Source organism: Micromonospora sonneratiae, assembly GCF_042679305.1.
Taxonomy (GTDB): Bacteria; Actinomycetota; Actinomycetes; order Mycobacteriales; family Micromonosporaceae; genus Micromonospora_H; species Micromonospora_H sonneratiae.
On sequence record NZ_JBHTMP010000028.1, the window covers coordinates 1 to 17,394 of the forward strand.

At 67.5% G+C, this 17,394-nt stretch carries 17 protein-coding genes, 1 tRNA gene and 1 pseudogene; 9 read left to right on the plus strand and 10 right to left on the minus strand.

Annotated elements, in window-relative coordinates:
* Positions 1-736: pseudogene (locus tag ACFQ4H_RS18670) on the plus strand (helix-turn-helix domain-containing protein); the annotation flags it as partial.
* Between the two features lie 97 nt (positions 737-833).
* Positions 834-1,775, plus strand: coding sequence for an inositol-3-phosphate synthase (locus ACFQ4H_RS18675; RefSeq protein WP_377572270.1), 942 nt, complete (start codon positions 834-836; stop codon positions 1,773-1,775).
* A gap of 23 nt (positions 1,776-1,798) precedes the next feature.
* Here ACFQ4H_RS18675 and ACFQ4H_RS18680 read toward each other — a convergent pair whose 3' ends face one another.
* A complete protein-coding gene (locus tag ACFQ4H_RS18680; protein WP_377572271.1) occupies positions 1,799-2,425 on the minus strand; it encodes a hypothetical protein in 627 nt (208 codons plus the stop codon).
* Positions 2,426-2,554: 129 nt separating this feature from the next.
* On the minus strand, positions 2,555-3,748 hold the full coding sequence (locus tag ACFQ4H_RS18685) for an FAD-dependent monooxygenase (RefSeq protein ID WP_377572272.1): 1,194 nt from the start codon (positions 3,746-3,748) through the stop codon (positions 2,555-2,557).
* A 73-nt stretch (positions 3,749-3,821) separates the two neighbouring features.
* Here ACFQ4H_RS18685 and ACFQ4H_RS18690 point away from each other — a divergent pair, with 73 nt between their 5' ends.
* Complete coding sequence (locus ACFQ4H_RS18690; protein WP_377572273.1) at positions 3,822-4,529, plus strand: TetR/AcrR family transcriptional regulator; 708 nt, start codon at positions 3,822-3,824, stop codon at positions 4,527-4,529.
* Between the two features lie 35 nt (positions 4,530-4,564).
* On the opposite strand, the gene ACFQ4H_RS18695 is transcribed toward ACFQ4H_RS18690, so the two are convergent.
* Complete coding sequence (locus tag ACFQ4H_RS18695) at positions 4,565-5,326, minus strand: SDR family oxidoreductase (RefSeq protein ID WP_377572274.1); 762 nt, start codon at positions 5,324-5,326, stop codon at positions 4,565-4,567.
* A 102-nt stretch (positions 5,327-5,428) separates the two neighbouring features.
* On the opposite strand from ACFQ4H_RS18695, the gene ACFQ4H_RS18700 reads away from it, so the two are divergent.
* The 4 genes from ACFQ4H_RS18700 to ACFQ4H_RS18715 all read left to right on the plus strand — a co-directional run bounded on the left by ACFQ4H_RS18700 (position 5,429) and on the right by ACFQ4H_RS18715 (position 9,850).
* Positions 5,429-6,295: a helix-turn-helix transcriptional regulator gene (locus ACFQ4H_RS18700; protein WP_377572275.1), complete on the plus strand. Its 867-nt coding sequence runs from the start codon at positions 5,429-5,431 to the stop codon at positions 6,293-6,295.
* Positions 6,296-6,462: 167 nt separating this feature from the next.
* Positions 6,463-6,978, plus strand: coding sequence for a hypothetical protein (locus tag ACFQ4H_RS18705; protein ID WP_377572276.1), 516 nt, complete (start codon positions 6,463-6,465; stop codon positions 6,976-6,978).
* A gap of 91 nt (positions 6,979-7,069) precedes the next feature.
* On the plus strand, positions 7,070-9,220 hold the full coding sequence (locus tag ACFQ4H_RS18710) for an NACHT domain-containing protein (RefSeq protein WP_377572277.1): 2,151 nt from the start codon (positions 7,070-7,072) through the stop codon (positions 9,218-9,220).
* 93 nt (positions 9,221-9,313) lie between these two features.
* Positions 9,314-9,850 (plus strand): VOC family protein, encoded by a 537-nt coding sequence (locus ACFQ4H_RS18715; RefSeq protein WP_377572278.1) that lies wholly within the window; start codon positions 9,314-9,316, stop codon positions 9,848-9,850.
* A 155-nt stretch (positions 9,851-10,005) separates the two neighbouring features.
* Here the strand turns inward: ACFQ4H_RS18715 and ACFQ4H_RS18720 are convergent, their stop codons facing one another.
* The 3 genes from ACFQ4H_RS18720 to ACFQ4H_RS18730 all read right to left on the minus strand — a co-directional run bounded on the left by ACFQ4H_RS18720 (position 10,006) and on the right by ACFQ4H_RS18730 (position 12,637).
* Positions 10,006-11,199 carry a serine hydrolase domain-containing protein gene (locus ACFQ4H_RS18720; protein WP_377572279.1) on the minus strand — a complete coding sequence of 398 codons (1,194 nt, stop codon included), beginning with the start codon at positions 11,197-11,199 and terminating at the stop codon, positions 10,006-10,008.
* Positions 11,200-11,315: 116 nt separating this feature from the next.
* Positions 11,316-11,891: a hypothetical protein gene (locus tag ACFQ4H_RS18725; protein WP_377572280.1), complete on the minus strand. Its 576-nt coding sequence runs from the start codon at positions 11,889-11,891 to the stop codon at positions 11,316-11,318.
* A gap of 26 nt (positions 11,892-11,917) precedes the next feature.
* The gene (locus ACFQ4H_RS18730; protein WP_377572281.1) at positions 11,918-12,637 is read right to left on the minus strand and encodes a hypothetical protein; all 720 of its coding nucleotides are present in this window, start codon (positions 12,635-12,637) and stop codon (positions 11,918-11,920) included.
* Between the two features lie 149 nt (positions 12,638-12,786).
* Here ACFQ4H_RS18730 and ACFQ4H_RS18735 point away from each other — a divergent pair, with 149 nt between their 5' ends.
* A complete protein-coding gene (locus ACFQ4H_RS18735) occupies positions 12,787-13,254 on the plus strand; it encodes a MarR family transcriptional regulator (protein ID WP_377572282.1) in 468 nt (155 codons plus the stop codon).
* A gap of 179 nt (positions 13,255-13,433) precedes the next feature.
* On the opposite strand, the gene ACFQ4H_RS18740 is transcribed toward ACFQ4H_RS18735, so the two are convergent.
* A tRNA-Ser gene (locus ACFQ4H_RS18740) sits at positions 13,434-13,523 on the minus strand.
* Positions 13,524-13,599: 76 nt separating this feature from the next.
* On the opposite strand from ACFQ4H_RS18740, the gene deoD reads away from it, so the two are divergent.
* The gene (gene deoD, locus ACFQ4H_RS18745; protein WP_377572283.1) at positions 13,600-14,307 is read left to right on the plus strand and encodes a purine-nucleoside phosphorylase; all 708 of its coding nucleotides are present in this window, start codon (positions 13,600-13,602) and stop codon (positions 14,305-14,307) included.
* Positions 14,308-14,386: 79 nt separating this feature from the next.
* Here deoD and ACFQ4H_RS18750 read toward each other — a convergent pair whose 3' ends face one another.
* From ACFQ4H_RS18750 to ACFQ4H_RS18760, 3 genes are read right to left on the minus strand one after another with little or no spacing between them, the layout of a single operon-like run.
* Complete coding sequence (locus ACFQ4H_RS18750; RefSeq protein WP_377572284.1) at positions 14,387-15,634, minus strand: ABC transporter permease; 1,248 nt, start codon at positions 15,632-15,634, stop codon at positions 14,387-14,389.
* Positions 15,634-16,350, minus strand: a complete 717-nt coding sequence (locus ACFQ4H_RS18755; protein WP_377572285.1) for an ABC transporter ATP-binding protein — start codon at positions 16,348-16,350, stop codon at positions 15,634-15,636. The genes ACFQ4H_RS18750 and ACFQ4H_RS18755 overlap by 1 nt, the downstream gene beginning before the upstream one ends.
* Positions 16,347-17,375, minus strand: a complete 1,029-nt coding sequence (locus ACFQ4H_RS18760) for a peptidoglycan-binding protein (RefSeq protein WP_377572347.1) — start codon at positions 17,373-17,375, stop codon at positions 16,347-16,349. The genes ACFQ4H_RS18755 and ACFQ4H_RS18760 overlap by 4 nt, the downstream gene beginning before the upstream one ends.
* Positions 17,376-17,394 lie beyond the last annotated feature (19 nt).

Below are 17,394 nucleotides of genomic sequence, written 5' to 3' on the forward strand. Positions count from 1 at the left end.
GCAGATCTACCAGATCACCTCATCAACCCTGAACAAACTCGGCGAACACCAACTTTCCTGGCTGGCCGCCGATCGGGCCATCGCCATCTCCCACCGCAGCGACGACCCACTACTCACCGGCATCGCCACCTGCCGCATCAGCACCGCCCTGACCGCCCTCGGCCGCCACCGCGCCGCACTCGAAATCAGCATCCAGGCCGCCAGCCACCACACCCCCAACCGGAGGCGGGCCGCCAGCCCACAACAAATCTCCGTGTACGGGCAGTTGCTCCTTCACGCCGCCACCGCAGCCGCCCACACCGGCGACCAACCCACCGTTACCGAACTCCTCAACACAGCAGACCGAGCCGCCAACCAACTCGGCGGCGACCACAACCACTACTGGACCGCCTTCGGCCCCACCAGTCTCCAACTCCACCGGGCCGCAACCGCCATCGAAATCGGCGAAGCCAAACACGCCATCGAAATCCACCAACAGATCGACCCGGACCAGTTCAACAGGCTCATGCCCGAACGACGGGCCCACCACCTACTCGACCTCGCCCGCGCCCACACCCAAACCGGCAACCCCACCAAAGCCGGCGAAATACTGCTCCACAGCCACCAGATAGCCCCCGCCGAAATCCGCTACCGACCCACCGCCCACGCAATCATGACCGACATCTTCCGCGCCACCCGAAACACCCCACCCGAACCAATACAGAAACTGGCCGAAGACATGGGAATCGGCCGCTGAGCTGTGGTGGGGCTGGCGGCAACCGACCCCACCACTGGTTACACCGCTGTGCAGACGCGCACCCCACTTGCAGACGAACGCCGATAACCTCGGTGCCGTGATCGAAAACGCGAAGGTCGCAGTCGTCGGCGTAGGCAACAACACATCAGCGCTGGTGCAGGGAATCAACTTCTACCGCAGCACCGGCAGCCTGGTTGGCATCCAGCAGCCCCAGGTGAACGGGTTGGGTGTTGGCGACATCGACTTTGTCGCGGCCTTCGCCCTCTCTGACGGCAAGGTCGGCAAGGATCTACACGAAGCGATCTTCGCTCCGCCGAACAACTTTCCCCGCCTCGATACGGAACTTCGTCCGTCCGGCGTGACCGTGCAGCGCGGGCTCACGGACGTGACCGAAATCCGGCGGGTGGCAGATGCACTGAGGGGTTCTGAGGTGCTGCTCTACTCCGCGCCGAGTGGCCGGACGGACATTGCTGAGGCGTACGCGGAGGCTGCTCTGCTGGCGGGCGTGGCGTTCGTCAACACCACCTCGGACCCGATCGCGCGGGACCTGTCGCTGCTCGAACGCTTCCAGGAAGCAGGTCTGCCGCTCATCGGCGACGACCTGGCCAGTCAGTTCGGGACCTCCGTCGTTCACAAAGCCTTGCTGCGGCTGTTGCAGGAGCGCGGTTTGACCCTGGTCAGCTCCTATCAGGTCAACCTGGGGGGTACCGAGGACTTCCGTAATCTGGCCGAGAACCCGGACAGTAAGAAGCAGTCCAAGCTCAATGCGCTGGGCGCCGACAGGGTGCAGCTGGCACCCCTGGGATACCTGCCTCACCTGAAATCGCAGAAGATCGCCTACCTCAACATCGAGGCACAGGGATGGGGTGAAACGGCGGTGAGCTTGGACATCCGGCTACAGGTCCACGACCCGAGCGGCGCTGCCGGTGTCAACATCGACCTGATCCGCCTGGCTGCCACCGCTCTCCGGTCAGGCCGTGGTGGCTATCCCACCGAGGCAGCAGCGCACCTGAAATCTCCGCCCGGGACCGCGGTCTGATCTCGCTAGATACCGGCTCATCCTTACGATGATTGCGGCGCGGATTTCTCGGTCAAGGCGGGAACATGGAGCCCGAGGCGAGTCAGAAGATCGACGAAAATGTCCTCCGCGAAAGCTCTGTCGCTTTCGAGGACTGCGAGGACCTCGTCCACGGAGGGCGTAGGCAGACCACAACCGGCTGCCCAAGCTAAAGCCGCTTCAGCAGCCTGAAGCCCACCCCGCGCATCCGCCATCAACTGCTGCCGGGTCTCCGCAAGCTCTCGGTGGTATTCGGGAAAGGCAACAGGGTCATCCAAGTCGATCTCGCACGGGTTGCCATCGTCGTCGAAGTCAGGCGCGGGTGGAGGGACGTAGTAGCCGAGGGCGCTCTCGAACATGAGCCAACAGGCCCAACGCTCACCGGTCGCCCCGAAACCGGTTACGTAGGCACCACTGCTGCCCAATATCTCGGCGCAGATCAGGGGCTGGACACCAGCCGTAGCGAGCACCTCTGGAAGGTCCTCGGGCGCATGCCGGACATTCCACCCCTGCCACCCGTTCCGCCAGCCCGTCGCCCAGCGTTCGACCTGCCGCTCAAGCGCTTCCACTGCCGGAAGTTCAGGCAGATCCACATCGCCACGGCAGACGACCAGCGTTCCCCAGTAGCCCATAGACGTCTCCCCCGACAGAACACACAGGCTGCCCGGGCCGCCGATCACCTGACTGCCCCGCCCGACCACGCACCCGCGATCGTACACATGTTCTATCCACAGATTGTGGATAGCCCTGTGGACAACGAGTCACCCCAGCTTCGCCAGCAGGAGTGGATAGTCCGGCAGGTCGATGTCGTTGGTGCGGTCCTCGCCCATCCTCAGCATCAGGTTCATGAACATCTGCCGGTTGAGCACCCCGTTGCGCAGCCGGATCCCGAAGTTGCGGCGCGGGGCGAGGAACCGGCCGGTGGTGTCACCGCCCTTCTGACACCGTCGGGCGAAGTCACGCAGCAGGTTCTCGTACCGGGCGTATGCGACGGTGTGGTCGCCCCGGGCCGCCGCCAACTCGCCGGCCAGCGCGTACGCGGCCACGATCGCGGTGCCGTTGCCCATCCCGCCGATGGTGGCACCGGCTGCGGCGTCACCGAGCAGCACGATCCGCCCCCGGGACCACGGCGTGATGTCGACCCGGCAGATCGAGTCGAAGTAGAAGTCGGGCACCTCGCGCAGGGCGGCGAGCATCCGGGGCACCTCCCACCCCAGGCCGGCGTAAACCTCGTGGAGAATCCGGCGCTGCTGGTCCAGGTCGTGCCGGTCGTATTCCAGTTTGGGTGAGGCGAAGGCGACGAACGCGCCGGCCCGGGACGGGTCGCGGTGGTCGCGGCCGACGCTGGCCATCTTGCCGGGCACGTTGTAGACCATCGATCCGCTGTCCAACTTCGGCGGGCTGGGCAGCGCCCAGGTCGCCACGTAGTAGCCGAGGTAGCTGACGAACTGCTCCTCCGGCCCGAAGGTCAGCCGCCGTACGTTCGAGTGCACGCCGTCCGCCCCGACGACCAGGTCGAACGTACGGCGAGCGCCGCTGGCGAAGGTGACGTGTACGCCCTGTGGCGTGTCGGTCATCGTGGCGATGCTGTCACCGAAGAGGTATTCGGTGGTGTGCCGACTGTGTTCGTAGAGCACCCGGGATAGCTCGAAGCGCAGCACCTCGATGTCGCCACCAGCGAACTCGGCCGGCATCTCCATCAACTTTCGACCGTGCTCGTCAACGAAGCGCATGACGGTGCCACCGGTCTGCACCGCCCGTAGGTCGTCCAGCACGCCCATCCGGTCGAGCAGGCCCAGGTGGGTCTTCCCCCGGAAGTCGACCGCGTTGCCGCCGTCACGCAGCGCGGGCGCGATCTCGACCACGGTCGGCTGGAAGCCGTACCGGCCCAGCCAGTACGCCAGCGCTGGGCCGGCAATGCTCGCCCCCGAGATGAGCACCGTCTTGTTCTTCATGATCCCCCCAAGACAAGAAACTGTGTCCACCGGACACGGTTAATACTGTGTACGGTAGATACGGTTTCGACGGATGGCAAGCCCCCGGGTTGAGGTACGGATGACGATCGAATTCCTGTGGCATACCCGCGCCCAGCCCACGCGCGGCCCCAAGCCGGCGCTCACCCTCGAAGTCATCACCGACGCCGCCATTGCGATCGCCGACAGCGAGGGGCTCGCGGCGGTGTCCATGCAGCGGGTCGCCACCGACCTCGCCTTCACCAAGATGTCCCTCTACCGGTACGTACCGGGCAAGGCCGAACTCGTGGCGGCGATGGTCGAACGGGCGATCGGCCAACCGCCCGTCCTCGACACCACCGACTGGCGGGCCGGGCTCAAGGAGTGGGCCCACCAACTCTTGGCCGGCTACCTACGGCACCCCTGGGCGCTGGAGGCAACGGTGGGCCCCCGCCCCATCGGCCCCAACGAACTCGGCTGGACGGAATGCGGGGTGGCACTGCTCGCCCCGACCGGCCTGACCGGGAGCGAACGCTTCGACGCGCTCGCCCTGCTGGCCGGCCACGTACGGATGATCGCCCAACAGGCCGGGGCGAGCCGGAACCCCGAGACCGAACTGATCGCGATGATCGGCGAACTGCTCCGCCAGCACGGCGACCGATTCCCGGCGCTGACGGCGACCATGGCCTCCGCGTCCAGTGGGGACGGACAGAACCAGGCGTTCGAGTTCGGCCTGGACCGCATCCTCGACGGCCTGCACGCCCTGATCAGCCAACGCGTCTGAGTCTTCGTACCCGACCGGATCGAAGTCAGCCGCAACTACTGGGCTTGGTTGACTGGCATGACGGTGAGCTGGGACAGGCACACGTGTGGTGGACGCGTGACGGCGTAGACGATCGTGTCTGCCACGTCGTCGGCGTCGAGCAGTCTCATCCGCTGGCCGGCGGTGGCCAGTTGCTCACGGATGCCGGGATGTGTGGCGTGCTGGAACAACTCCGTGTCGACTCCGCCCGGCTTGACATCGGTGACCCGTAGGCCGGTAGAGGCAAGCTCGACGCGGATGGCCCCCGACAGATAGGTCACTGCGGCTTTCGTCGCGCCGTACACGGCAAAGGCGGGCGAGCGGACGTCAGCACCGGTGCTGGAGACGTTCACGACGTCGGCGGCCCGACCGTCGGCGGCCACGGAGAGCAGGCCGGGCAGCAGCGCGCGGGTCACCTGGAGCAGCGCGCCCACGTTGAGACCGAGCATGTGCTGCCATTCGTCCGCACGCCCCTCGGTCAGGGGATTCGGCAGCATGACCGCAGCATTGTTCACCAGTAGGTCGACGGTGCCGAGTCGGGCGGTGACCTGTTCGGTGAGCGCACGAATCGCAGCGGACTGCGTAATGTCAGCCGGCACGGGCAGCGCCCGTTCCCCGATCTCGTCGGCCAGGGCCTGCAACCGGTCACCTCGGCGAGCCACAAGCGCCACCTGAGCCCCGGCGGCGGCGAGGCATCGAGCGGTGGCAGCGCCGATGCCGGACGCAGCGCCGGTCACGAGCGCCACCCGTCCGGTCAGCGGGGCGGTAGTCGTTGTCATGGCGTCGAGTCTGCGCGGCGGTCGACGGGCGAACCATCTGCGGAATCTGCCTAGGTTCGTTGTGACCACCGTACTGAAGAAGATCTCTGGGATCATGGCGTCATGGCCTCTGAGCTGGGAGATTTTCTGCGTGCTCGCCGCAACCGCACCCAGCCTGCCGACCTGGGGCTGATGCCCGGAGGGACCCGGCGGGTGTCGGGCCTGCGCCGGGATGAGCTTGCGTTGCTGGCTGGCGTCAGCTCCGACTACTACACCCGCATCGAGCAGGGCCGGGTCAGGCCCTCGGAGCAGGTGCTCGGCGCGCTGGCCCGCGTGCTGCGCCTTGATGGCACCGAGCGCGAGCACCTGCTACGGCTGGCCCACCGATCGCCGCGCACGACCATCCCCCACCGACCGGGGGAAGTCGTGGCAGCCGGAACGTTGGACCTGCTCGATCGACTCGACGATCTGCCGGCGATAGTCCTCGGACGCACGCTCGACGCACTGGCCTGGACACCGCTCGGCGCGGCGCTGCTGGCCCTCACCGACGACGGCGAGCGCAACATGGCACGCAGGACCTTTCTCCTGCCCGAGACCCGACAGCTCTACCCCGACTGGGACGCGGTCGCAGCCGAACTGGTCGCCCACCTGCGCCGGCTGTCCGCTCAGCGCGGGACCCACGGCGAGTTGGCGGAGCTGATCGACGAGTTGACGGTCGCCTCCGGGGAGTTTGCGGCACTGTGGTCCCGTCATGACGTCACGGCCGGGGTGGCGCGCCGCAAGACGTTCCACCACCGACTGGCCGGAACGTTCGAGCTGGAACCTGAGGTACTCACCCTGACCCGCGACGAGCAGACACTGTGCATCTACCGCGCCGTCCCCGACTCACCGGGAGCCGACGCGCTGGCCCTGTTGAACACGCTGGTTGCCTCCGGACTGGCAAGCACCAACCAGCAACCGGCTGGCATCGGCGCCGACATCGCCGGATAGCGGCGGATCCTCTTCTCAGGTCTCGGACGCCTCCGACTGGGCCATCGGGATCCGGACAGGCCGTAACCTCGCCGCTCGTACACATGTTCTATCCACAGGTTGTGGAAATTTGGCAGCAACCTTCTGGGGGCAAACGCGTTGGTAGCGGAGGAAGCGGGGGAATTAACGTGAAAATACGCAAACTACTGTCGATCGTGGGCCTGCTGGCGGCGACCAGTGCATCCGTCAGCGGCCCGACGAACACGGCAACGACGGCGTACGGGCCGGACGTCGTGCACCTCGACGGGCTACGCAACATCGAGTTCGGCGACACCGAACAGGAACTGGCCCAGCGTGGCCTGTTGACCCCGTCGGTCGCGTCGTGTGGGCCGAGCCTGGCCGGCATGGCGACGGTGGGTCCGGTCTTCGCCGGCGACCGGCTGGTGCTGTTGTGGGCCGACCCGTCCATGCGTACGCCGGAGGGGGTCACCAGCGGCACCTCCGTGAGCGAGGTACAGGCCGCCTATCCGGCCTCGACGCCACTCACCGCGCCCCGGGGGACGTACCGGTTCGACGGGCTGCTGGTCAGCGAAGGCGACCGGTCCTACCTCTTCCTGCACGATGGCCAGACCGTACGCAAGACCGTCGCTGGTTACACCGACTATGCCCGCAGACTGTTCGACGAGGGCTTCGGCACCTGCTGAGAGCCCACCGAGGTACTGCTGACGTTTCGCCGACACATCGCTCTGGGATCACGGCCTTGTGTGAGATCTAGCCACACGGTAGAGACGACGCATGCGTCGTGTCACGACCATCGTTCTGTCGGTAATCTGTGTGGCCCTGCTCGGGGTCGCCACCAACGTCGCCACCGGCGCGTTGCCCGAGCAGTGGGCACCGTACCTGTGGTTGGCGTGGCCGATGCTCGGCGTACTGATCGTCACCCTCATCCTGGTCGAGGTGGTCGGCGGCCGGGAAAGACGGCCAGGTCCGAGGGCCTCACCGGCCCGCGCCCGGCAGGTCCTCCTCGACCGGGTACGCCGCTACTGGGTCACCAACGTCCTGGAACGCTCGCTCTACAACGAAGCCCGGATCGAGCTCGGCTTCACCGCGACGGCGGACGCCCAGCGACACCCGTGGGACATGCAGGCCGCCCAGGCCGACGGCACCCCGCTCACCCTCACCGACGGTGTCTCGATGAGCAGCGTGTTCACCAGACTCGACCACGGCATGGTGATCCTCGGTGAACCGGGCGCGGGTAAGACGACCATGCTGCTGGAACTTGCCCGTGACCTGCTCAACCAGGCCGACCACGATTCTTCTGCCAGCATCCCGGTCGTCGTCAACCTGTCGTCGTGGGCGATCCACCGTCGGCCGATCGACCAGTGGCTGGCCGAACAGCTCACCGAGCGGTACGGCATGCCGGCCGATCAGGCGACGCGCTGGATAGCGGAAGGCGAGATCCTGCCGCTGCTCGACGGGCTCGACGAGGTGGCCGGTGAGTACCGTAACCAGTGCGCCGTCGCCATCACCGAATTCCACCGGCAGCAGCCGCTCACCCCGATCGCCATCTGCTGCCGGACCACGGAATACAGCCAGCTGAACCAGCAGGTACCGGTGTACGGCACGGTACGGATCCAGCCGCTGACCCGGCCACAGATCGAACAGTTCCTCGACCGGGCAGGTACGGCACTCGCCGGACTCCGCGCAACGCTCGCCGTCGACGCCGAACTGTGGAAGTTCGCCGACTCGCCGCTGCTGCTCAGCATCATGGCGCTGGCGTACGCCGACGGTCCCGAGCCGGTGGTCGGGACGACCGGGGACGCGGATTCGCCGGACCCCACGCACGGCCGTACCCGCCTCTTCACCCAGTACGTGCAGGCGATGCTCCGGCGACGACGGGACCGGCGGATCCGCCCCGAGCAGACCGTGCGGTACCTGGCAGCAGTGGCCTACCAGCTCAGCCGTTTCTCGCAGACCGTCTTCGTCCTGGACCAGATCAAGGAAGCCTGGTCACTTCGATACGGAACTGCCCCGAGCGCCGACACCATCAGTCGAACCGTGAACAGTCTCGCAACGGGACTGTTCTTCGGTACGGCCGGCTGGGTCCTGCTCGGCTGGCCGGGTGCCCTCACCGGTGTGGTGGCTGGCGGCGTCGCGATGACCGCCACGTTCTCGCTGGCGTACGACAACCTCAGCTACATCTCCTACACAGCCGAACGGCGAAACAACGAACGCGCCGAGCGCAGCGAGAACACCTACCGGACCAACTGGATCCTCGACGCCTGGGACGAATTCCCCGAGATCTTCGCCGAGGCGGTGCCTGCCGTGGGCATGATCTCCGGTGCACTGGCGGTGGGCACCGCGTTCGGCATCGCGACCGGTGTGGACAGCGGAACGGGGGCCGGCATCCTGGCGGGAGTCACCTACGGCCTCGGGTTCCTGCTCGCCACGGTGGTCGGCTCGACCGTCACCGCCGCCGCGACATTCAAAGTCAACCACTGGAGCCATCCGACCGTTGCCGTACGGCGTGAGGTGCCGAGCCCGGCGTTACGTAACCGGCTCCGGCTCGCCGTACGGGTCGCCCCGATCCTCGGCCTGATCACCGGAACCGTATCGGGACTCGCCGTGGTCCTACCAGCCACGGCTGACGAAGCCGTCCGCTTCGGGGCGCTGGTCGGTGCCGGCTACACGGTGTTCCTGCTGGTGCAAGTCGCGCTGGCACCGACCGTGGAGCAGTGGATCGTACGACGTCGCCTGGCCCGCCAGGATGTGGTGCCGAAGCGAATGGTGCCGTTCCTGGAGTACGCCGTGCAGTGTCTCTTCCTGCGCAGCGTCGGGGACGGATACATCTTCGTCCACCGGGAACTGCTCGACTTCTTCGCCGAACGGTGGAAACCCTGGCGATACGGCCAGGACCCGCTGGACTCGGCAGGCTTCGACCTCTGATGTTCCCGGCGGGCCGCTGACGCCCTTGACCTGGGACCGGATGAACGGACCCGGCTTGACCCTCACGTCGCGTGAGGCCGGAGGGTTGGGTGCATGAGCGACTACTACAACGCTTTTGAGATAAGCCCAGTGCCCGATCCCGGCCCGGACGCGGTTGCGCCGGAACTGTTCCGGGGCATCTATGCAATGCCCGCGTTCGCGACGATCCCCACGAGCGATCTGGCAGAGTCCCTGGACTTCTGGACACGTGGGCTCGGATTCTTCGAGCTGTTCAGCATCCCCGGCACGCTTGTGCATCTACGCCGGTGGGCGTTCCAGGACGTACTCCTCGTCTCGGCAGCGAGCGTTCCGGCGCAGGCACCGGCGATGAGCTTCAGCTTCTCGTGCGTGCTCAACCAGATCGATTCCCTTGTCGAGGCCTGTCGCGCGTTGAGCCCGAACTCGGTCGACGGCCCGCGGGACACTCCCTGGAACACCCGCGACGTGGAGGTGATCACCCCCGAGAACGCACGGATCGTCCTCACCGCGGCGAAGCCCTTTGATCCGGACAGTCAGGAGGCGCGGAACCTCGAAGCCATCGGAATCACCCCACCCGGCGTCGGTCGCGGCGACAACGAGGCGCATGCCTGATGCCACTGACGCCGATGGCCTGACCGTCGGTCAGGCCATCGGGGCGTCCGGGCGTGGCAGTCCGCGCTCTACACCAACCAGCGGCACCGAGAGCAGCAGTTCGAAGCTGACGACCTGGATCGCCTACACCACATCGTCGTCCATCAGGGGTACAGCTAATTGGCCGGGCAGTAACCCGTACTGAAGATCCCGACCAGGGCTTCCATGGTCGGCTTGTTCACGTACGGGTTGTAGGAGAGCGTGATCTGCCGACCGGCATCGGAGGCCATGGCATAGGTCAGGTAGCCGAGCAGTTCCCCACCATGGCCGTAGACACTCACGCCACAGGGCAGGTCGAACCGTTGCAGCCCCAGGCCGTACCGGAAGATCGTGCCGGTCTCGACGGTGTCGCGCATCGCCGCGAGCCCGGCCACGCTGGTGAGCCGGCCGCCCAGCAGCGCGGCGAAGAACCGGTTCAGGTCCGCGGTCGTGGAAATCATCTCGCCGGCTGCCCAGTCGAGCGAGGGGTTCATCTGCGTGGCGTCGACGTACTGCCCGTCGACCAGGGTGTACCCATGGGCGTGTGGTTCGGGTAGCCGTGGGTCCGTACCCGGGACACTCGTCTGCCACAGGCCGAGCGGACGCAGGATGCGACGCTGGATCTCACTGCCGTAACTGCGACCGGTCAGCCGCTCGATGAGCAGCCCGGCGACGATGTAGTTCGTGTTCGAATACCGCCAACTCTCGCCCGGTCCGAAGTACGGCTCGTGGGCGAAGGCGACGGCCAGCAGTTCGCTCGGCTGATAGGTGCGGAACCGTTCCGCCCCGCGCCAACGGTTCGTCGAATACCCGGCCTCGTGCGCATAGTCGTACAGCCCGCTGGTGTGGTTGAGGATCTGCCGTACGGTGATCGCCTCACCGTTGGGGACGGTACCCGGCAGGTGCCGGGCGATCGGATCGTCCAGTGAGAGCCGGCCCTCGTCGACCAGTTGCACGATCACGGTGGCCACGAAGGTCTTCGTGGCACTGCCGATCCGGAAATAGCCGTCGGCACGGGCCGGTCGGCCGGACACCAGGTCGGTCACCCCGGCCGCGCCCGACCAACCAGCCCACCCATCCTGTACGCGCAGCAGCGCGGCGCTGGCGGACCCGGTGGACACCAACCCGGTCAAACCGGCCTGAAGTTCCGCCCCGGGTAGCCCGTTCTTTGATCCCGCGTTGACTGCACCACCGTTGGCTGATCCCGCGTTGACTGCACCACCGTTGGCTGATCCGGCGTTGACTGCACCAGCGGTGGCCGGGCCGCTGGACAGGCTGACGGTGGTGGCCACCAGCAGCAGTCCGGCCAGCATCTTCCTTCTTGTGATCATGTAAAGACCGTAGGAATCTGCGTGGTTCGCAACCATGACGTTGGCCGCATAATTCGTACGCTGTGCACCGCAGTTTCGGGGCGCTGGCTGCCCGCACCGGTCCGGTGTGGAAAACCTCAGCAGGCCGGCTCGCCGTACTCCGCTGCCATCTCCAGCAACGCCGTCTTCCCAACCATGATCCGCTTCACGTTGCCGGTCTCGTCGGCATAGAACGCTATCGACACGGACCCGTGGTCGAGAAGGTCGAACTTCGATTCGGCGTAGATCTTCGACGTGTAGCGGCGGAGCTTGGTGCCGTACGTCTCGGCCAGTTTCGTACCCGGGCTGCCGATCTGGATTCCCTCGACGGTGGCGGACGTCATCGGCTCGTCGATGTAGATCTGCTCGATCCGGCTACCGGAGTCGTCCGGCAGGATCCAGATGCCCTTCCACTCATCGGTGCCGCTGAAGGAGAGCGGGCAGAAGCCGTCGGTCTCCTTCACCAGGATGCCCTCGGCCACCAGTGGCTGTACGTCGCCACCGATTCGGAACGGCCCCACGCCCTGCTCGGTGATGGCCTCCGGGTCGACCGATGCGGCGGTGGCACTGGGTGAGGCGGAGTTGGGTCGGTTGGTCCCTGGGTCACCACTGTCACATCCCGCGACGCCCATCAACAGGAGCGCCACGGCAACCGGGACCGCAGTTCGCCTCATTCGATCTCCCCCGTACTGACTAACGCTCACTGGTCCGTGTCCATCAGCATTCTGATCGTCTGGTCGAGTACGGTGCTGATCCGCCCGGGTTGGGTAAGGAGGGCGAGGTGGTCGGCCGGCTCGTGCCGTACCGTCCAGCCCCGACGCTGCGCCTCCGCCGCCTCGGGGTCGTACCCGTCGCTGAGCTGTAGGTATGCGCAACGCTGTGGCGACCATTCGGGCACCGACGGCGCAGGTTCGGCGAAGTACGCCAGGGGCAGCCTACGAAGCTCGGCAATGAAGTGTTCCCGCTGTTGCTCGTCGGGCAGCAGTGCCTGGATCACCTCGGCCGGGAACCACCGGTGCCAGGGTGGCAACCTCCCGTCCACGGCCAGATCACGGAGCTGCCCGACGAGGGCCGCAGGCGCGTTGGCGAACCAACTGGTGCCGGGGTGCGGCAGCATCGCGTCCACGAAGACGGCGCCGTACGCCCCGCCGGGCAGACCCGCTCCGATGACCGGTAGCAGCGCCCCCGCGCCACTGTGACCGATCAGCATCACACGGTCGGATACTCCGACCGAGTCGACGTCCTCCCGTACCCGGTCGGCAAGCCATCGATAGTACGGCGGCTCGGCCTCGGTTACCGCGCTGACCGCCGGCACCACGACCTGGTAACCACGGGCCCTCAGTTCCGCCGCGACCGGCAGCCAGGTCCCCGGGCCGACGAGCGGACTGTGGATCAGCACCAGGGTCGGACCCGTTCGCATCTGCACCCACCCCATTTCGGCTCAGCAGAACATATCGATCAGCGCGGGCTGTGGCGACAACACACGCCACCTTCCGCATGCGTTGACCTCAACCATGCTTGAGGTTCTACGGTCGACCCAACGACGATCATGGACTATGGAGTGGCACGATGACCATCGACCAGATCACCGACGCCGAACTCGCAGCCCAGCCGGCTGCCTACTGGACCGGCCTGGCCTACGAGGCACTCATCGCCTTCACCCGTGCGCAGCAGGCCGAGTTCGGCTTCACCCAGCCCCAGTTCTGGCTGCTGCGCAACCTGTCGACCGCCGACCTCTCCCCGGACGGCCAGGGCATGACCATCCCTCAACTCCAGGAAGCCATGGCGACCTACCTCCGGCCCGAGGACGACCTGGCCACCGAGGCGCAGGTCCTGGTGGAGCGCGGTTGGCTCCACCGCGACGACGAGGACCGACCGTGGATCACGGAGGCCGGCGAGCAGGCGCGTACCGACATGAAGAGCCACGCTCCGGCCATCCGCGACCGCATTCACGACGGCATCGACGACGTCGACTACGTCACCGCGCTCAAGGTGCTACGGCGGATGATCGACAACGTCGGCGGCAACCCGGCCTAGGAACCCCCGTCGGCCGGAAATGCCCGGAGTGCGCATCTGACGACGCCTTCAGCGCATCGGCGGGCTGGATTGGGGAGCCCGTCAGAGGAGCCCAAACCAGCCGCTTCACCACGAGTTGGGACCACAAGCGGAACGCCCGGTGGATCCTCGCGGATCTGCCGGGCGTTTTGCCTGTTCGTTGGCGGTGGCGGAGGGATTTGAACCCTCGGAGGGCGTAAACCCTCACACGCTTTCGAGGCGTGCTCCTTAGGCCGCTCGGACACGCCACCGCCGAGAAGGGTACCTGATCGTGCAGGCGGACGTCGCGGCGGTATCGCCCGTGCCAACCTGGCAGGATCACATCCCATGAGTACGCACATCGGCGCGAAGCCGGGCGAGATCGCCGAGCGGGTCCTGATGCCAGGCGACCCGCTGCGGGCCAAGTGGATTGCAGAGACCTACCTCGAGGACGCCAAGTGCTACTCGACGGTGCGGGGCATGTACGGCTTCACCGGCCGCTGGAACGGTGTCGAGGTGTCGGTCCAGGGGTCGGGCATGGGCATGCCGTCCGCCTCGATCTACGCCCACGAACTGATCAACGAGTACGGCGTGAAGACCCTGATCCGGGTCGGCTCCTGCGGAGCGCTCAGCCCCGACCTGCAACTACGTGACGTGATCGCAGCCAGCGGATCGTCCACCGACTCGAACATGAACCGGGTCCGCTTCGACGGGCTGGTCGACTACGCCCCGGTCGCCGACTTCGGGCTGCTGCGTACCTCGGTCGAGGTGGCCGAGCGGCGCGGCATCAGCATCCGGGTCGGCCCGGTCCTGGCTGCGGACGCCTTCTACACGGATCGGCCGGACCTCTACGACGCGCTGGCCGACTACGGCGTACTGGCGGTGGAGATGGAGTCGGCGGCGCTCTACACGATCGCGGCTCGGTTCCGGGCTCGGGCGTTGACGGTGCTCACGGTCAGCGACCACATCAAGACCGGTGAGAAGACCACCGCCGAGGAGCGCGAGCAGACCTTCGGCCAGATGGTCGAGATCGCCCTCGACACCGCCATCGCCTGATTGCCTCCACGCGAGGATCCGGGCGATCCGGGACGGCAGCAGTCTGCCTGGTCCCGGATCGCCCGGATCGGCTCACCGGTCAGGGAGTGGTGAGGGCCTCGGTCGGGGAGAGGCGGGCGGCACGGACCGCCGGGTAGAGACCCGCGAGTCCACCGATCACCAGGGTCGCCCCCAGGCCGCCGAGGATCGCCCAGAGCGGGACGACCGTGGGCCAGGACTGGTACAGCGAATAGCCGGCGGTCACCCCGGTACCGAGCAACCCGCCGCCAGCCCCGCCGAACCCGGACAGCAGCAACGATTCGGCGAGGAACTGGGTGCGGACCTGCCCACGGGTGGCCCCGAGCGAGCGGCGCAGCCCGATCTCCGCGCGACGTTCGAGCACCGAGATCACCATGGTGTTCGCCACCCCGACCCCACCCACCAGCAACGCCACCGCCCCCAGGCCGAGGAGCAGCCCGGTGAACGCCTCGTCGGTGGCCTGCTGGGCGACCAGCGCGTCGGACGGCCGGGACACCTTCACCTCGTTGGGCCTGGCCGGATTGGCGGTCGCCCCCAGCACCTCCCGTACCGCCTGCACGGCGGACTCCGCGCAACGGGTGTAGACCGTGGTCGGGTACCCGTCGAAGCCCAGGTACGAGTGCGCCGCCTCCCACCCGACCAGCGCGGACGAATCCAGCTCCGGAGCCAGGGGCACCGCGTCCAGGATGCCGATCACGGTGAACCACCGTCCGCCGAGATGAACCTGGACGTCCGTACCGGCCGCCGCCAGGCCGAGCCGCCGCGCGGCGGTCGAGCCCAGCACCACGGCCGGATAGCGGGCGGTGGCCTCGTTGAGCCAGGTGCCGCTGGCCACGGTGCCCCCGACCGTGTCGAGCAGGTCCAGGTTCGCCGCGCGGGTGGCGATGCCATTGGTTTCGACCGACGGAATCCGGTCGGAACGGTAGACGGTCGCGTCGGGGACCTGCCCGATCGCCGCGACCTGTTCGACCGGTCCGATCCGCGCGATCATCGCCACCGACTCCGCCGGCAGCTGGGCGTCGTCGCCGAAGAGCGTGCTGCCGGGTGCGACGGTGAGCAGGTTCGTGCCGAGGGCGGCGAGTTTCCGGTCCAGCTCGGCCTGGGACGACGAGGAGATACCGACCACGGAGATCATCGCGGCGATGCCGATGGCGATGCCGACCGCAGACAGGAAGGCCCGCAACGGCCGGGTCCGCAGCCCCACCCCGCCGACCGCGAGGATGTCCCGTGGTCGCATCCGGGCCGGCACCAGTCGGGTCGGCGGGTGCGTGCCTCGTGACGTCACCGGCGAAGCGACAGACCGGGACATCAGGCCACCCCGCCAGACGTACGGTCCCGGACTGCGCCGCCGCCGACGTCTCCGACGACCAACCCGTCACGCATCCGTACCTGACGGGGCAGGCTGACCGCGATCTCCCGATCGTGGGTGATCACGATGACCGTCGTGCCGGCCGCATGCAGATCGTGCAGCAGCGCCAGCACCTCCGCCCCGGAAGTGGAGTCGAGGTTGCCGGTCGGTTCGTCGGCCAGCAGCAACGCCGGTTCACCCACCACCGCCCGGGCGACGGCCACCCGCTGCCGCTCGCCACCGGACAGTTCGTGCGGTCGGTGGTCGAGCCGGTGGCCCAGGCCGACCCGAACCAGCGCCAGCTCCGCACGCCGCCGCCGATCGGACCGCGGTACGCCCGAATAGAGCAGCCCGTCGGCGACGTTGTGGACCACGGTGGCGCCCGGCGCGAGGTGGAACTGCTGGAAGACGAAACCGATCCGGGTCGCCCGCAACGCCGACAGTTCCCGGTCGGAGAGCGTCGCCACGTCGTACCCGTCGATGCGTACCTGGCCGGTCGATGGCCGGTCGAGCGTGCCGATCATGTGCAGCATGGTGGACTTGCCCGATCCGGACGGCCCGACGATCGCCACCAACTCCCCGGAGTCGATGGTCAGCGACACGCCGCCGAGCGCAGAGACCCCACCGGCGTACACCTTGGCCACGTCGATCAGTTCGACGACCGGACGGCCGCTCATCCGGGCACCCCCACGGTCAGCCCCTCGGTGATCCCGTCACCGGAGATCTCCACCCGGCCGGAGGCGAACAGTCCGGTCCGCACCGTCACGATCCGGGTGCTGACCCCTTCCACCACCTGTACGCCGTACCCGCCCTCGGCCAGGGCCAGCAGCGCCGCCACCGGCACGGTCAGTACGTCCGCCCGCTCGGACGCGGTGAACGAGACGTCGACCGTGCCCCGGTCGAACTCGGCGAACGCCGTGGGGTCGGCGACGGCGACGTTGACCTCGATCTTCGTTTCCGCCTCGGCCTGACCGTTGGCGCCGGCCGGGGTCTTGATCACAGTCTCCGCGTCGGCGACCGTGCCGTCGGCCCGGCCGCCGTCCGGCAGGACGACCGACACCTTCGCACCGGGCCGGGCCAGCCGCTGGTCGGCCACGTTCAGCTCGACCGTCACCAGCCGGCTCGTCCCGGTGTGGTCCAGCACCGCCCGGCCGGGTCGTACCTCGTCACCGACTGCCAACTGGTGGCTGTCGACGCGTACCTCCCCGGCGGCGTAGACGATCCGGCCCGGCTCGACCCGTCCGGTCTCGTCGACGCCGATGTCGTCCTGCCACTTCCGTACGGCGCTGGCGGTGCTGGCGGTGTACTCGTCGTCCACCGTGAACCCCGAGTAGCCCAATGCCCGCAGATTCTGCTCGAACTGCCGGACGTCGGCACCCCGCACGCCCGCCGTCAACATCCGGTACGCCGGCAGCGTGCCGTAGAGCAGCACCACCCGGTCGTCGTCCACCGAGTAGAGCGGCTTCCCCCGCTTGATGGTGGCCCCGGTGGCGGCCAGCCAGGTGACCGTTCCGCTCACCCTGGCGGCGGTGGTACGCGTCGGGCCGTACCCCAGCTTGCCGGCAACGGTCTGTGCGTCGATCAGGGTCTGCCGGGTGACCTTCGCGGTCGCCTCCGGCAGGCGACCGGCTCCTGCCGTACCCCGATCGCGGTCGCCGAATCCGAGAGTGGCCGCGACAGCGGCACCGACGACCAGCACCACGGCGATCGTCACTGCTCCG

Bases quoted from the DNA above. Each gene is read 5' to 3' on its own strand.
- ACFQ4H_RS18680 (WP_377572271.1), bottom strand. From the start codon at position 2,425: ATGGGCTACTGGGGAACGCTGGTCGTCTGCCGTGGCGATGTGGATCTG.
- ACFQ4H_RS18685 (WP_377572272.1), bottom strand. From the start codon at position 3,748: ATGAAGAACAAGACGGTGCTCATCTCGGGGGCGAGCATTGCCGGCCCA.
- ACFQ4H_RS18690 (WP_377572273.1), top strand. From the start codon at position 3,822: ATGGCAAGCCCCCGGGTTGAGGTACGGATGACGATCGAATTCCTGTGG.
- ACFQ4H_RS18695 (WP_377572274.1), bottom strand. From the start codon at position 5,326: ATGACAACGACTACCGCCCCGCTGACCGGACGGGTGGCGCTCGTGACC.
- ACFQ4H_RS18700 (WP_377572275.1), top strand. From the start codon at position 5,429: ATGGCCTCTGAGCTGGGAGATTTTCTGCGTGCTCGCCGCAACCGCACC.
- ACFQ4H_RS18710 (WP_377572277.1), top strand. From the start codon at position 7,070: ATGCGTCGTGTCACGACCATCGTTCTGTCGGTAATCTGTGTGGCCCTG.
- ACFQ4H_RS18715 (WP_377572278.1), top strand. From the start codon at position 9,314: ATGAGCGACTACTACAACGCTTTTGAGATAAGCCCAGTGCCCGATCCC.
- ACFQ4H_RS18720 (WP_377572279.1), bottom strand. From the start codon at position 11,199: ATGATCACAAGAAGGAAGATGCTGGCCGGACTGCTGCTGGTGGCCACC.
- ACFQ4H_RS18725 (WP_377572280.1), bottom strand. From the start codon at position 11,891: ATGAGGCGAACTGCGGTCCCGGTTGCCGTGGCGCTCCTGTTGATGGGC.
- ACFQ4H_RS18730 (WP_377572281.1), bottom strand. From the start codon at position 12,637: ATGCGAACGGGTCCGACCCTGGTGCTGATCCACAGTCCGCTCGTCGGC.
- ACFQ4H_RS18735 (WP_377572282.1), top strand. From the start codon at position 12,787: ATGACCATCGACCAGATCACCGACGCCGAACTCGCAGCCCAGCCGGCT.
- deoD (WP_377572283.1), top strand. From the start codon at position 13,600: ATGAGTACGCACATCGGCGCGAAGCCGGGCGAGATCGCCGAGCGGGTC.
- ACFQ4H_RS18750 (WP_377572284.1), bottom strand. From the start codon at position 15,634: ATGTCCCGGTCTGTCGCTTCGCCGGTGACGTCACGAGGCACGCACCCG.
- ACFQ4H_RS18755 (WP_377572285.1), bottom strand. From the start codon at position 16,350: ATGAGCGGCCGTCCGGTCGTCGAACTGATCGACGTGGCCAAGGTGTAC.